The organism is Nocardioides dilutus (assembly GCF_054779555.1).
The window spans coordinates 782859-797362 of record NZ_BAAGYA010000002.1 but is presented as its reverse complement, the minus strand read 5'-3'; the positions used below and the strand labels follow the sequence as shown (position 1 = coordinate 797362).

11 protein-coding genes are annotated in these 14504 nt (G+C 70.6%); 3 read left to right on the top strand and 8 right to left on the bottom strand.

Translation table 11 applies throughout. From position 1 onward, the window contains the following. Positions 1 to 148: 148 nt before the first annotated feature. Complete coding sequence (gene ahcY / locus ACYVC6_RS13490; protein ID WP_460714877.1) at positions 149 to 1594, bottom strand: adenosylhomocysteinase; 1446 nt, start codon at positions 1592 to 1594, stop codon at positions 149 to 151. A gap of 329 nt (positions 1595 to 1923) precedes the next feature. On the opposite strand from ahcY, the gene ACYVC6_RS13485 reads away from it, so the two are divergent. Next, complete coding sequence (locus ACYVC6_RS13485) at positions 1924 to 2877, top strand: PDDEXK family nuclease (RefSeq protein WP_460714875.1); 954 nt, start codon at positions 1924 to 1926, stop codon at positions 2875 to 2877. A gap of 93 nt (positions 2878 to 2970) precedes the next feature. Here the strand turns inward: ACYVC6_RS13485 and ACYVC6_RS13480 are convergent, their stop codons facing one another. The 7 genes from ACYVC6_RS13480 to ACYVC6_RS13450 all read right to left on the bottom strand — a co-directional run bounded on the left by ACYVC6_RS13480 (position 2971) and on the right by ACYVC6_RS13450 (position 13594). Next, positions 2971 to 3936 carry a DUF808 domain-containing protein gene (locus ACYVC6_RS13480; RefSeq protein WP_460714873.1) on the bottom strand — a complete coding sequence of 322 codons (966 nt, stop codon included), beginning with the start codon at positions 3934 to 3936 and terminating at the stop codon, positions 2971 to 2973. After that, positions 3933 to 5039 carry an acyltransferase family protein gene (locus ACYVC6_RS13475; protein ID WP_460714871.1) on the bottom strand — a complete coding sequence of 369 codons (1107 nt, stop codon included), beginning with the start codon at positions 5037 to 5039 and terminating at the stop codon, positions 3933 to 3935. Before ACYVC6_RS13475 ends, ACYVC6_RS13480 begins: the two co-directional genes overlap by 4 nt. A gap of 70 nt (positions 5040 to 5109) precedes the next feature. Then, complete coding sequence (locus ACYVC6_RS13470) at positions 5110 to 6144, bottom strand: SIS domain-containing protein (RefSeq protein ID WP_460714869.1); 1035 nt, start codon at positions 6142 to 6144, stop codon at positions 5110 to 5112. Between the two features lie 22 nt (positions 6145 to 6166). Further along, positions 6167 to 6361 carry a Trm112 family protein gene (locus ACYVC6_RS13465; RefSeq protein ID WP_460714867.1) on the bottom strand — a complete coding sequence of 65 codons (195 nt, stop codon included), beginning with the start codon at positions 6359 to 6361 and terminating at the stop codon, positions 6167 to 6169. Further along, positions 6361 to 7746 carry a phosphomannomutase/phosphoglucomutase gene (locus tag ACYVC6_RS13460; protein ID WP_460714865.1) on the bottom strand — a complete coding sequence of 462 codons (1386 nt, stop codon included), beginning with the start codon at positions 7744 to 7746 and terminating at the stop codon, positions 6361 to 6363. The genes ACYVC6_RS13465 and ACYVC6_RS13460 overlap by 1 nt, the downstream gene beginning before the upstream one ends. Before the next feature lie 161 nt (positions 7747 to 7907). Beyond that, the gene (locus ACYVC6_RS13455) at positions 7908 to 13088 is read right to left on the bottom strand and encodes a fibronectin type III domain-containing protein (protein ID WP_460714863.1); all 5181 of its coding nucleotides are present in this window, start codon (positions 13086 to 13088) and stop codon (positions 7908 to 7910) included. 116 nt (positions 13089 to 13204) lie between these two features. Then, positions 13205 to 13594, bottom strand: a complete 390-nt coding sequence (locus ACYVC6_RS13450) for a DUF3499 domain-containing protein (RefSeq protein ID WP_460715339.1) — start codon at positions 13592 to 13594, stop codon at positions 13205 to 13207. A gap of 88 nt (positions 13595 to 13682) precedes the next feature. Here ACYVC6_RS13450 and ACYVC6_RS13445 point away from each other — a divergent pair, with 88 nt between their 5' ends. Together ACYVC6_RS13445 and ACYVC6_RS13440 are read left to right on the top strand one after the other, a co-directional pair. Next, positions 13683 to 14105, top strand: coding sequence for a metallopeptidase family protein (locus ACYVC6_RS13445; protein WP_460714861.1), 423 nt, complete (start codon positions 13683 to 13685; stop codon positions 14103 to 14105). Between the two features lie 27 nt (positions 14106 to 14132). Continuing rightward, positions 14133 to 14495: an EF-Tu/IF-2/RF-3 family GTPase gene (locus tag ACYVC6_RS13440; RefSeq protein WP_460714859.1), complete on the top strand. Its 363-nt coding sequence runs from the start codon at positions 14133 to 14135 to the stop codon at positions 14493 to 14495. Positions 14496 to 14504: the final 9 nt, after the last annotated feature.

Sequence of the window (14504 nt, the reverse complement as noted above, 5' to 3'; positions counted from 1 at the left end):
GCGAGCCAGGGAGCGGAGCGACCGCGGCGTGCGATGGCGAGCGCAGCGAGCGCGCCTCGTGATCGGCCCCCGCGGCCGTGACGACTGCGAAGCCCGCGAAGCGGAGCGAGCGTCGTCGCGGCCTGGGGGCCGAAGTTCACGAGGGTATTCAGTACCTGTAGTGGTTCGACTTGTACGGGCCGTTGACGTCGACACCGAGGTAGGCCGCCTGGTCGGCGGTCAGCTCGGTGAGGTTGACGCCGAGGGAGCCGAGGTGCAGCCGGGCGACCTCCTCGTCGAGGTGCTTGGGCAGCACGTAGACGCCGACCGGGTAGTCCTCGGGCTTGGTGAAGATCTCGATCTGCGCGAGCACCTGGTTGGTGAAGGAGTTGGACATGACGAACGACGGGTGGCCGGTCGCGTTGCCGAGGTTCATCAGCCGGCCCTCGGAGAGCACGATGATCGAGTTGCCGGAAGGGAAGGTCCAGACGTCGACCTGCGGCTTGACGTTCTTGCGGGTGGCGACGCCTTCGGCCTCCAGGCCGGCCATGTCGATCTCGTTGTCGAAGTGGCCGATGTTGCCCAGGATCGCCTGGTGCTTCATCTTCGACATCTGCTCGACGGTGACGACGTCCTTGTTGCCGGTCGCGGTGATCACGATGTCGGCGACGTCGAGGACGTTGTCGAGGGTGTCGACCTGGTAGCCGTCCATCGCGGCCTGGAGCGCGCAGATGGGGTCGATCTCGGTGATGATGACGCGAGCGCCCTGGCCGCGCAGGGACTCGGCGCAGCCCTTGCCGACGTCGCCGTAGCCGCAGACGACCGCGACCTTGCCGCCGATGAGCACGTCGGTGGCGCGGTTGATGCCGTCGATCAGGGAGTGGCGGCAGCCGTACTTGTTGTCGAACTTGGACTTGGTGACCGAGTCGTTGACGTTGATGGCCGGGAAGAGCAGCGAGCCCTCCTTCATCATGTCGTAGAGACGCAGCACGCCGGTGGTGGTCTCCTCGGTGACGCCCTTGATCTCGCCCGCGATGGGCGTCCAGCGCTCCTTGGTCTCCGCGAGGGAGGCGTTGAGCACGTCGAAGATGACCTTCTGCTCGTAGCTCTTGGCCGAGGCCGGGTCAGGCGCGACGCCGGTCTTCTCCATCTCGACGCCGAGGTGGACGAGCAGGGTGGCGTCACCGCCGTCGTCGAGGATCATGTTGGCGAAGCGCTTCGAGCCGTCGGGGCCGTCGGGCCACATGAGGATCTGCTGGGTGCACCACCAGTACTCCTCCAGGGTCTCGCCCTTCCACGCGAAGACCGGGACCCCGGCGGGAGCCTCCACGGTGCCGGTGGGACCGACGGCGACGGCCGCGGCCGCGTGGTCCTGGGTCGAGAAGATGTTGCAGGACGCCCAGCGGACCTCGGCGCCCAGCGCGACCAGGGTCTCGATGAGGACCGCGGTCTGGATCGTCATGTGCAGCGAGCCCGCGATCCGGGCACCGGCCAGCGGCTTGGAGTCGCCGTAGCGCTCGCGCATGGCCATCAGGCCGGGCATCTCGTGCTCGGCGAGAGAGATCTCGGTGCGGCCGAAGTCGGCCAGGCTGAGGTCGGCGACCTTGAAGTCCATCTGTGTGTCTCCTCGTAACGGTGGAGTCAGGCCTGCGTCGCGCATCTGCACGTTGACGGGATCTCCCACGCTGACCGGAAGAGCGTAGGACGCCTGGCGCCAAGAGAAGGAATCCTCGGCGCACCCGCTGGAGGCCCGGGAGAGATTCATCGGCCGGCCGGCAAATCCCACGCCTGGACGATGAAGGTTCGTCGTCCAGCCGTTGGTTATGTGGTCGGCGGGTGATGCGATACGCCGGGCGGCGCCCACAGGCTTACGTCGCCCGCAACCGTCCACAGGCTGCGTATGCGCTCGGGCCGCTTGTCGGCTGTGCTGGACACGGTGTCGACATGACTGACTCCCTGTTCGACAAGCGTGGGATTCTGCTCCGGCGCGACGCGCTGGCGCGGGGCCTCGACGACAACTGGCTCGGGCGCATGGTCCGGTCGCAGGCGTTGATTCGCATGCGGCAGGGCGCCTACGCCGACGCTCGAGTGTGGCGACCCGCATCACCAAGCGAGCGCCACGATCTCCGAAGCTGGGCAGTGATGCGTCAGTACGACGACCGCGTCGCCCTGTCTCATGTCAGCGGCGTCGTACGCCGGGGTGGACCCACCTGGGGCCTCGACCTGGCCAGCGTGCACCTGACCAACCTGTTCGGTCGGGGAGATCGCACCCAGGCGGGCATCACCCATCATCGGGGGACGTGTCTGGTCATCGATGTGAGCCGCCGCGATGGTCACTGGATCACTGCACCAGCCCGCAACGCGATGGAGACCGCAGTGCTGACAGGCCGCGACAGCGCAGTGGCAGTCCTGGACTGGTTCATGAACCAGAGCCTGACGACCCGTGAGGACTGCCAGCGGCTTGTGGATCCGCTCATGCGGGAGTGGGCAGGGACCGTCGACCTGTCCTCTCGCCTCGATCTCGCTCGGGCCAAGCGGGCATCGGTCGGCGAGACACGCACGGGGTTGTTCCTGCATGACTGGTCATACCCGGAGCCCCAGTGCCAGTGGACGGTGCGCCGACCAGACGGTCGCGTGGCCGGGATCGTCGACTTCGCTCTCCACGACCTGCGACTGATGATCGAGTTCGACGGAAAGGTGAAGTACGGACGGCTGTTGAAGCCTGGCCAGACCCTCGTCGATGTGATCAAGGCTGAACGTGCTCGCGAAAGACTGCTCGAGGACCTCACCGGCTACCGGATGTTCCGCGTGGTTTGGTCCGAACTGGATCAGCCGCAGCAGCTGGATGACCGTCTCCGGCAATCGATCACCACGATGCAGGCTCTCCGCGCGGGCTGACACCACGGAAATCACGCCGGGACGATGATGCTTCGTCGTCCCGGCGTGAGTTTCATCGGCCGGCCGACGAAACTCCCACTCCCGCGGCGGACGTCAGTGAGCCGAACCGTGCTTATTACCGAACGGCAGGAAGTGCATGACCACGACGGCCACGGCACCGACGACCAGGCCCAGGATGGCCGACGCCAGGGTGTTGACCAGCCACGCGGCGACGGCCCCGACCGACGCCAGCGCTCCGTCGAACCAGTGGTGGACGTCCTCCTCCCAGTGGTGCACCACGTCGTAGAGCCAGTGCCAGCCGAGGTCGTCCAGGCCGACCAGGATGATGTGGCCACCGACCCAGACCATCGCCGCGACGCCGACGGTCGAGATCACGTTGAGCAGGCCGGGCATGGCCTTGACCATGCCGACCCCGATCCGCCGGGCGAGCTCGGACCTGCGCTGGCTCAGCGACAGGCCCACGTCGTCCATCTTCACGATCAGCGCGACCACGCCGTAGACCAGTGCGGTGATGCCGAGGGCGACGACGGCCAGGATGATCGCCCGCGGCACGAAAGACTCGTCGGCCACCTCGTTGAGAGCGATGACCATGATCTCCGCGGACAGGATGAAGTCGGTGCGGATCGCGCCCGCGACCATCGTCGCCTCGTGCTCCGCGCCGATGGCGCCCTGCTCGGTGGCCACCGGGCGGTGCTCCTCGTGTGGGCGGATCCGCTCCCAGATCTTGTGGGCGCCCTCGTAGCAGAGGTAGGTGCCGCCGCACATCAGCAGCGGCGTGAGCAGCCACGGCAGGAACTGGCTGAGGACCAGGGCCCCGGGGAGGATGAACAGGAGCTTGTTGCGCAGCGACCCGCGCGCGATCTTCCAGATGATCGGCAGCTCGCGCTTGGCCGCGACGTTCTGGACGTACTGGGGGGTGACGGCGGTGTCGTCGACCACCACACCGGCGGCCTTGGCGCTCGCACGCCCGGCGGCGGCGCCGACGTCGTCGACCGAGGCGGCGGCGAGCCGCGCGAGAGCGGCGATGTCGTCCAGCAGGCCGAAGAGGCCTGCGCTCACCGCCCGCTCTCCTGCGTCCCTGCGGTCGCTGTCATGGCGGGAAGGCTAGCCGGACTCTCCGCATCGAAGTGCTGGCCCACCCCCACGTCCTCCTGCGCGACGGTCACGTCGACGGCCTTGCGGACCTCGTGCTCGGCCACGGCGAACGGGTCGACCACGTGCTGCAGGCGGGAGCCGATGGGACGCCAGGCCAGCAGCAGCGCCAGGCACACGGCCGCGGCACTCACCGAGACGAACCCGAGCACCGGGTGGGCCCCGGTCCACGTCGGCAGACCGGCGTACTCGGCGCCGAGCACGAAGAAGCCGTGCACGAGGTAGACCACCAACGTGAAGGCGCCCATCCGGGTGAACCAGCCGGCGACCCGCGGCACCAGGGTCAGGAAGGCCCAGGCACCCACCAGGCCGACGAGCACCACCCCGGCTCGGGTGAGCAGGGCGCGGGCGTCGCTCACGTCGAGCTCGGCGTAGCGCGCCCGGTAGTAGAGCCACTCGGTGCGCGCCAGCCGGTCGGTCCAGATGGCGAGGACGCCGATGGCGAGCAGAGCCACCGCCGCCCACCTGCGTCGACCAACATCGAAGACCGACGCGAGACGCTCGGGGGTGGCATGCAGCCCCAGCACGAAGAAGGGGAGCAGGCCGAGGACCCGCGCCGCGTCGAAGGTGTCGCCCGCCCACACGCCGGCGACCAGGCTGGTGACCACCGCGACGCCGACCGCGAGGGCCGCCGGGAACGCCCGGAACAGCGGGGTCAGCAGCCGCCAGAAGAAGAGCGCCGAGAGGTACCACATCGGCCAGTGGGGGTTCTGGAACAGCCGCTCGAGGTTCTCGCCACCGACGTGGACCCGGAACAGCGCGAGCAGGCACTCGAAGATGAGGTAGGGCACGACGACCGTGCGGACGAGCTGCCACATCCGGGCCGGCGTGTAGGCGAATGATCGCGAGAGGTAGCCGGTGACGAAGACGAATGCGGGGACGTGCCACGCGTAGAGCGCGTCGTAGAGAACCTCGTTGACGCCGGTCTGCGGCAGCAGTGTCCAGGCATGGCCCAGGACCACGAGGGTCACCAGCGCCATCTTGGCGTTGTCGAACCACGGATCTCTCACCACAGTGGGGCCTTACCCGTCCGGGAGGACCCTCAACCCCCTGCTCGGGCCGAGAAGGGCGAGACCAGGGTCACTCCTCGACGAGGCCGATGCCCAGGTAGGCCGCGGCGTAGGTGCCGCTCAGCAGCAAGGAGGCGTAGCGGGCGACCTCGGTGGGCGCCTCGGTCGTCACGGTCTCGACGCGTACGCCGCGGGCCGCGGCGGCTGCCTGCAGGCGGCCGCGCTGCTCACGGACCACGGCCTCCTCGGCGCCGTCGTCGAGGACGACGAGCATCGGGCGGAGCTCGGCGCTGGGACCCTCGGCGAACGGGTCGTCGAACACGTCGCGGGGGCGCGCCGCCTCGATGACCGGGAGGAGATGCTCAGCGTCGCCGGCCAGTGCGGTGCGGCCACTCGCGCGGCGCACCGACTCCGCGACGCGCCGCGCGGCCCGGGCCGCGAGCACGGACCCGCCCCAGACCAGCGGGGTGGAGTCCGCCAGGGCGATGGCGAGCACCTTGGCCGGGTTGACCGCCAGGTCACGGTGCGGGGAGCAGGCGATCGCGACGTCGTCGAGGGCCTGGGCGACCTGCTCGGCGTCCGCCGCCGGACCGAGCGCGACCTGGTCGAGGTAGGACAGCATCACGACTGCGGTGGCCAGCTGGTCGCCGGCAGTGGTCGGCAGGATCGTGCTCCAGCGTCCCGCGGCGTGCTCGGCGACCATCGAGCTCGGGGGACACGCCACCACGACCTGGCAGCCGCGCCGGACGGCCTCGGCCACCGCGGAGGCGGTGCCGACGTCCGAGCCGTCCGGCGCCAGCACGACCACGAGGTCGAGGCTGCCGGCCCAGCCGGGCAGGGCCGGGTTGGGCCAGGCCACGAACGGGACCGGGCACCAGGGTTCGAGCACGGCCCGCAGCAGCCGCGAGTCCGGGCCGGCGGCGATCACCGCCCGGGGACGGGCCAGCTCGCGGGACCGCTCGACCGCCTCCGCGGTGGCCGCCGCCGCTTCGCCGGCCTGGAGCCGCACCCGGGCTCCGGACTCGGCGAGCTGGCGCAGCCGCTGGTCTGCGGCGGCCAGCACGGTCTCGTCGTCCAGCCGCGACTCGTCGAACCAGGTGCTCATCGTGGGTCTCGTCCGCCGGCAGTCAGTCGGGACGCCGGGCCTCGTCGACCAGCAGCACCGGGATGTCGTCGCGGACCGGGTAGGCGAGACCGCAGCTCTGGCAGACCAGCTCGCCCTCACCGTCTGCGGCGCCCTCCACGACCTCGAGGTCGCCGTGGCAGTCGGGACAGACGATGACCGCGAGGAGCTCCTCGGACAGGTTGAGGGGCGGAGTCATCAGGAACCTTCCCTTCGGATCAACGCGAGCACGTCGTCACGCACCCGGGTCATGGTCGCGGTGTCGCGGCCCTCGGCGTTGAGACGCAGCAGTGGTTCGGTGTTGGACGGTCTCACGTTGAAGGTCCAGTCCGCGTGCGCGACGGTGAGCCCGTCGAGACGGTCGAGGTCGACACCGTCCATCGCGGCGTACGCCGCCTCCACCGCGTCGATGACCGACTGGGGGTCGCGGACCTCCGAGTTGATCTCGCCGCTCACCGGGTAGGGGTCGTACGTCGCGAGCAGCTCCGAGAGCGGGACGTCGGCCTCGGCGAGTGCCGCCATGGCGTGCAGCGCCGCGAGCATCCCGGAGTCGGCCCTCCAGAAGTCGCGGAAGTAGAAGTGACCGCTGTGCTCGCCGCCGAACACGGCGTCCGTCTCCGCCATCGTGGCCTTGATGAAGGAGTGACCGACCCGGGTCCGGACCGGGTTGCCCCCGAGCTCGAGGACCAGCTCGGGCACCGCCCGGCTCGTGATGAGGTTGTGGATCACCGTCGCGCCCGGCTCCTTGGCGAGCTCACGGGCCGCGATGAGACCGGTCAGTGCCGACGGGGAGACCGCCTGGCCGCGCTCGTCGACCAGGAAGCACCGGTCGGCGTCGCCGTCGAAGGCGAGCCCCACGTCGGCACCCTCGGCCAGCACCTGCGCCTGAAGATCACGCAGGTTCTCGGGCTCGATCGGGTTGGCCTCGTGGTGGGGGAAGGTCCCGTCCAGCTCGAAGTACATGGGGACCAGCCGCACCTGGTCGCCCAGCAGGGCGAAGACGGCCGGCGCGGTGTGACCCGCCATCCCGTTGCCGGCGTCGACCACCACCGTCAGGGTCCGGCCCGAGACCGGAGCGAGCGACAGCAGGTGGGCGGCGTAGGCCTCCAGGAGGTCACGCTCGCTGATGCTCCCTCTCGGCCCGGGGACCGGACGCGGTGACAGGACCAGGTCGCGGATCTCGGCCAGCCCCGACTCCATGCCGATCGGGACGGCGTCGGCGCGGCACATCTTGATGCCGTTGTAGGCGGCCGGGTTGTGGCTGGCCGTGAACATCGCGCCCGGGAGGCCGAGGTGGCCGGAGGCGAAGTAGAGCTGGTCGGTCGAGGCGAGCCCGATCATGACGACGTCGGCGCCGGCCTCGGTGGCGCCCTCGGCGAAGGCGGCCGCCAACGCCGGGGACGTCGGCCGCATGTCGTGGCCGACCACGACGGTCGCCGCGCCGGTCACCTGGGCGTGCGCGCGCCCGGTCGCCCGGGCCAGCGCCGGGTCGATCTGCTCGGGTGCGAGACCCCGCACGTCGTAGGCCTTGAACACCGCGTGCACGCAGGCCGGGTCCAGCGCAGAGTCGAGGTCGCCGGCCATGGAGCGGAGCCTAGTGAGCGCGTCCTGCTGAGGCACGGGCGCCCTTGATATCGACGTGTGTCAATATCGACCAGTGTCGAAGTTCCTGCTGGAGTGTCCCCTGCCGAGACCCTGGCGTGCTGCGGACGAACAGCCCCCTCAGGCCTAGCGCGCCGTCACGATCAGGAGCCGGGAACCGGAGAGCTCATGTCGGCCTGGATGTCGGTCTCGGTGAGGGCGCGGTTGTAGACGCGGACCTCGTCGATCCGCCCGGTGAAGTACTCCCCGTAGGGGTTGTTGCCACCGATCCACAGGGGGTTGTCGGTGGCCTGGATGGTGCCCGTGGTCGCCCGGGTGGCGACCTGGGTGCCGTTGACGAACAACCGCAGGACGGCACCGTCGTAGGTCAGCGCCACATGGGTCCAGGCGTCGAGCGGACTGGCCGTCGGACCGCCCACGTAGGAGGTGGTGCTGCCGAAGGTCCCGCCACCCGCGGGACGCAGCGCCCCGCCGTCGTAGCTGGCGTTGAGGAAGTAGGCGTCGGTCTGGCGCTGCATGATGGTCCGCCAGCCGCTCTGGTTGGCGGTCGGCATGATCCACGCCGACAGCGTCATCGCGGTGCTCAGATCCAGCGACGCCGAGTCCGCGACCCGGACCAGGCTGCTCGAGCCGTCGAAGCTCAACGCTCCGCCGTACCGCCCCTGTGTCGTCCAGGTGGCGCCGACCAGCGTTCCCTGGTTGCCCCTGCCGGACGCATCGGCGGTGGTGGTGCCGGTGCCCTCGTTGAACGCCCAGGCCCCGACCAGACCCGCCGGCGTGGGCGGCGGATCCGGCGTAGCCGCCTCGACGACCGAGGAGTAGCCACTGAGGTTCCCCGACGCATCGACCGCCCGCACCCGGAACCGGTACAGCGTCGAGGCCGCCAACCCGGTGTCGGTGAAGGTGGTCCCGGCCGGCGTCCCCACCTGCGCGAAGTCGGTGCAACCCGCCCCCTGACAACGCTCCACCCGATAACCGGTGACCCCCACATCGTCGGTCGACGCCGTCCACGACAGATCCACCTGACCGACACCGGCAACCGCCGCCAACCCCGTCGGCACCGACGGCGCAGACGTGTCGACGACGGCCTGCGACGTCGACGTGGCGATCGAGGAGTAGGTGCTGAGGTTGCCCGCCGCATCGACCGCCCGCACCCGGTACCTGTAGGTCGTCGAGGGCGTCAGGCCGGCGTCGCTGTAGGTGGTCGCCGTTGGAGTCCCCACCTGGGCGAAGCTGGTGCAGCCCGCCCCCTGGCAGCGCTCCACGCGGTAGCCGGTGACCCCGACGTTGTCGGTCGACGCGGTCCAGGTCAGGTCGATCCTGGTCGCGCTGACCGCCGTCGCCGAGAGCGCGGTCGGGGTGGTCGGCCGCGTCGTGTCCTTGGCGAGCGTCCGGATGGTCACGATGGCGGAGTAGGCACTCAGGTTCCCCGCGGCGTCGACCGCTCGCACCCGGAACCGGTAGTTGGTGTTCGCGGCCAGTCCCGTGTTGCTGAACGCGGCCGCGGTCGGTGTTCCCACCTGGGTGAAGCTGGTGCAGTTGGTTCCCCGGCAGCGCTCCACGCGGTAGCCGGTGACTTCGACGTTGTCGGTCGAGGCGGTCCAGGTCAGGTCGATGCGGCTCGTGCTGATCGCGGTGCCCGAGAGCGCCGTGGGCGCCGACGGCGCCGTCGTGTCACCTGCGGCAGGCGTCGTCGCCGTCGCGATCGAGGAGTAGGCGCTCAGGTTGCCCGCGGCGTCGATCGCCCGCACGCGGAACCGATAGGTCGTCGCGGGCAACAGGCCGGTGTCGCTGTACGTCGCCGCGCTCGGCGTCCCCACCTGCGCGAAGCTCGTGCAACTGGTCCCCTGGCAGCGCTCCACGCGGTAGCCGGCGACCCCCACGTTGTCCGTGGACGGGGTCCAGGTCAGGTCGATCCGGCTCGAGCTGACCGCCGTGGCCGAGAGAGCCGTGGGCGGCGAGGGCGCCGTCGTGTCGGCAGCGGCGGGCGTCGTGACCGTGGCGATCGAGGAATAGGCACTGAGGTTGCCCGCGGCGTCGACCGCTCGCACCCGGAACCGGTACTCAGTCGAGGCCGCCAGGCCCGGGTCCGTGAAGGCCGTGCCGGTCGGCGTCCCCACCTGCGCGAAGTCGGTGCAGCTTGTCCCCTGGCAGCGCTCCACGCGGTAGCCGGTGACCCCGACGTCGTCCGTCGAGGCGGTCCAGGTCAGGTCGACACGTGTCGTGCTGATCGCCGTGGCCGAGAGGGCCGTGGGCGCCGAGGGCGCCGTCGTGTCGGCAGCATCGGGCGTCGTGGCCGTAGCGATCGAGGAGTAGGCGCTGAGGTTGCCCGCGGCGTCGACCGCGCGCACCTGGTAGCGGTAGGTCGTCGAGGGTGCCAGGCCGGTGTCGCTGTAGCCGGCTGCGCTCGGCGTCCCCACCGGGGCGAAGCTGGTGCAGCCGGCCCCCTGGCAGCGCTCGACGCGGTAACCGCTGACCCCGACGTTGTCGGTCGAGGCGGTCCACGTCAGGTTCACCTGGCCGGGACCCGCGCTCGCGGACAGCCCAGTGGGCGCCGTCGGCGGGGAGGTGTCCCCCGCGGCGGGCAGGATGCCCGAGCTCATGTCGGCCTGGATGTCGGTCTCGGTGAGGGCGCGGTTGTAGACGCGGACCTCGTCGATCCGCCCGGTGAAGTACTCCCCGTAGGGGTTGTTGCCACCGATCCACAGGGGGTTGTCGGTGGCCTGGATGGTGCCCGTGGTCGCCCGGGTGGCGACCTGGGTGCCGTTGACGAACAACCGCAGGACGGCACCGTCGTAGGTCAGCGCCACATGGGTCCAGGCGTCGAGCGGACTGGCCGTCGGACCGCCCACGTAGGAGGTGGTGCTGCCGAAGGTCCCGCCACCCGCGGGACGCAGCGCCCCGCCGTCGTAGCTGGCGTTGAGGAAGTAGGCGTCGGTCTGGCGCTGCATGATGGTCCGCCAGCCGCTCTGGTTGGCGGTCGGCATGATCCACGCCGACAGCGTCATCGCGGTGCTCAGATCCAACGACGCCGAGTCCGCCACCCGGACCAGGCTGCTCGAGCCGTCGAAGCTCAACGCTCCGCCGTACCGCCCCTGTGTCGTCCAGGTGGCGCCGACCAGCGTTCCCTGGTTGCCCCTGCCGGACGCATCGGCGGTGGTGGTGCCGGTGCCCTCGTTGAACGCCCAGGCCCCGACCAGACCCGCCGGCGTGGGCGGCGGATCCGGCGTAGCCGCCTCGACGACCGAGGAGTAGCCACTGAGGTTCCCCGACGCATCGACCGCCCGCACCCGGAACCGGTACAGCGTCGAGGCCGCCAACCCGGTGTCGGTGAAGGTGGTCCCGGCCGGCGTCCCCACCTGCGCGAAGTCGGTGCAACCCGCCCCCTGACAACGCTCCACCCGATAACCGGTGACGGCGGCGTTGTCCGACGACGCGGTCCAGCCCAGACTCACCTGACCGGAAGCCGCGACCGCCGCCAACCCCGTCGGCACCGACGGCGGCGAGGTGTCGCTGCCTACCGGGACGTTGACGCTGGTGGTCGCTTCAAGACCGGTGCTGTCGGTGGCCTCGAGGATGATCTCGTAGCTGAAGGTGCCGACCGAGCCGTGGTCCTCGGCCACGAAACTGCCCTGGTCGCCGGCGCCAGCCACGAAGGTGTGGACGTGGGTGTTGTGGTGCAGCAGCACCGTCCACGTCAGGGCCGACGCGGGCAGCGGCCCGTCCTCCAGATCGGTGGCCGATCCCTGGTAGTTGATGGTCTGGCCCGGGAGGACCGTCGTCCCGTCCGTGGGAGCGCTGATGGTCGGCGTCGGGGGGACGCTGCCCACCGTCACGTCCACCGTGTCGGACGACGACGCCCCGGACGCGGTGCTCACCGTGAGCCGAGCCGTGAACCTCCTCGGCGTCGACGTGGTGTAGGTGTGAGACGGGTTGGCGGCGGTCGAGGTCGCGCCGTCCCCGAAGTCCCACAGGTACGAGAGCGTCCCGCCTCCGGGCGCGCTCGACCCGGCGCTCGAGAAGGAGACCGCGAGGGGCGAGGGTCCGTTGGTCGGCGTCGCCGCGGCCTTCGCGACCGGTCCGTTGTACCGGATCCGGTTGATCTCGCCCGTCGTGAACGACAGGTAGTAGATCAGCCCGTCGGGGCCCATGGTCAGGGCGACCGGGTCCGGGACGCCGGTGGCGAACGGCTCCACGGACACAGGCCGCTGCTCGGAGTCGAACACCACCCGCTTGATGAAGCGGCCCGAGTAGTCGGCGAAGAAGAAGTTGTCCCGGTACTGCTGCGGATAGGTCGTGCCGGTGTAGAACGGACCGCCGATCACCGCGGAGCCGACGGTGTGGTCGTAGGTGTGGAACGGCGGTGTGACCCCGGTCAGTGCGCACTGCGACGGGTACTGGCTCTGGAAGTACGGCTGCGGACCGGTGCCCTCGAAGCAGGGCCAGCCGAAGTTCGCCCCGGCGCCTCCGTGGTCGACCTCCTCCCAGGTGTTCCACCCGACGTCGCCGAACCAGATCTCCCCGGTCTCGGCCTGGAGCGAGAACCCGAAGGGGTTGCGGACCCCGTAGAGCCACACCCGCGATCGCCACGAGTTCGTCCCGTCGTAGAACGGGTTGTCCGGCGGCGCGGACCCGTCGGGCCTGATCCGCAGGATCTTCCCGTTCGGGCTGTCCAGGTTCTGGGCGCGCAGCGCGTTCGCGTCGCCGTCGCTGCCGTCCCCGACCCCGACGAAGAGCGTCCCGTCGTCCGCGAAGTGGAGGGACCCGAGTGTGTGGGAGCCGCCGTCGGACCCGATGCAGTCGGCGCTGGAGGGCAGGGCGCTGCAGGGTGGGGTCCCGACGCTCCCGAGGATCACCACCTCGCTCCCCGGCAGGGCGGTGTCGGGGTTCGCGGGGTCGGCGGTGACCCGCGTCAGCCGTGCGGTGCGGGGGGCGCTGCTGTTGGGGTTGCCCGCGTCCTCGAACGTGTAGCTGAGGTAGACACGGCCGTTGGTCGCGAACTGCGGATCGAAGGCCAGGCCCCAGAAGCCCCGGTCGTCGAAGGTGTTCACCTTGGCGCTCAGGTCGATGAAGGGCGTCGGGAGCAGTTGCCCGTTCTTGACCACCCGGACGACGCCGTTCTTCTGCCACACGAACATGCGTCCGTCCGGTGCGAACGCCATCCCGACCAGGGTGTACGGCGCCACGGTCGCGACCGTCTCGGTGGCGAACCCGGAGTCCGGGAAGGTGTCTGCTTCGGCCGGACTCTGGACCGTGAGCAGGCTTGCCGCGATCACCAGCCCGATGACCGCGACCACGTATCCGGACCTCGCGCATCGGCGCATTGGTGCCCTCCTCGCAACCTCCCAGCACTAAACACCCGTGCAGGCATCGCGCGTGTCCCCCCTTTGAGGGATCTTTCCGCTCGCGGCCGGCCCTGGGAGCCGGCATCGACGCCCGGCTAGCGGGCCGGCTCGGGGTCCGGGGCCGGGTCGTCCGCGGTCAGGATGCGCAGGTGGCCGCGGCGGATCGTCTCGTTGTAGCCGCTCTCGCCGGCGGGAGGTGCGGCGGGCGTGACCGGACGGGCGGCCTCCCGCACGGCGTTGGCGAGCGCCAGCAGGTCGTCGTCGGACGGGCCGCGCGGTGACAGGTCGCTGGCCAGCCGCAGGACCTCCCAGCCGCGCGGCGCCGAGAGCCGTTCGCTGTGCTCGCTGCACAGGTCGTAGGCGTGCGGCTCGGCATAGGTCGCGAGCGGGCCGAGCACCGCGGTCTGGTCGGCGTAGACGTAGGTCAGCGTCGCGATGGCGCTCCGGCCGCACGTGGAACGCGAGCAGCGACGGGCCCGGCCCATCCCCTGTGACGACGCGGCGGTACTCACAAGGGCGACCGTAGCGGCGAGCGCGCGCTCCGGCGTTGAGGCTCGCCACTACTGTCGCTACGTGCCGAGAACGCGAGACCGCCGCGGGCGTGGCATGCGCGGCCCCGGGGTCCTGCCCAGGCAGCCCGGGGTCCCCGAGCTGCCCACCTCTCGGGAGCGGTTCGACGAGCTGGTTCTCGACGTGGTGACCGCGATCGACCGGCGATGGTCGGACCGGCTGGGGCTGGTGGAGTACGCCGTGGAGGACGCACCGCGGATCCCCGACGACTGGGACAGCCCGCACGTCCCACTGTCCTCGCTCGTGCGCGGCACGGGGGCCCGGCCGACCCGCCTGGTGCTGTTCCGGCGGCCGATAGAGCACCGCTGCGAGACCCGCGCGGACCTGGCCGCGATGGTGCTCACCGTGCTCGTCGAGCAGGTGGCCGAGCTGCTCGGGATCGACCCCGAGGATGTCGACCCGCGCTACCGCAGCCGGCCGGACTGACGGCGTCCGACGGCGTACTGTCGCGCCATGAAGTGGCCCTGGCAGCGCGAGCGCACCCCGGACGGCACCAAGAGCAAGGACGTCGACGTGCTGCTGGCCGAGGCCGACGCCGCCTCGCCGACCGGCCCGTTCGAGATGGTGGTCGAGGACGTCTTCACCATCAAGAACCGCGGGACGGTGGCCACCGGCAGGGTTGGCTCCGGCTCGGTCACAGTGGGTCAGCAGGTGCGGATCCGGCGGGCGGGCACCGTGCTGAGCACCACGACGGTCACCGGCGTCGAGATGTTCCGCAAGGTGCTCGACTCCGCCTCGGCGGGCGACAACGTCGGTCTGCTCCTCGCCGGCGGCGCCGGCGACAACGTCATGCGCGGCGACGTCCTGGAGTCCTGAGGTCCCGCA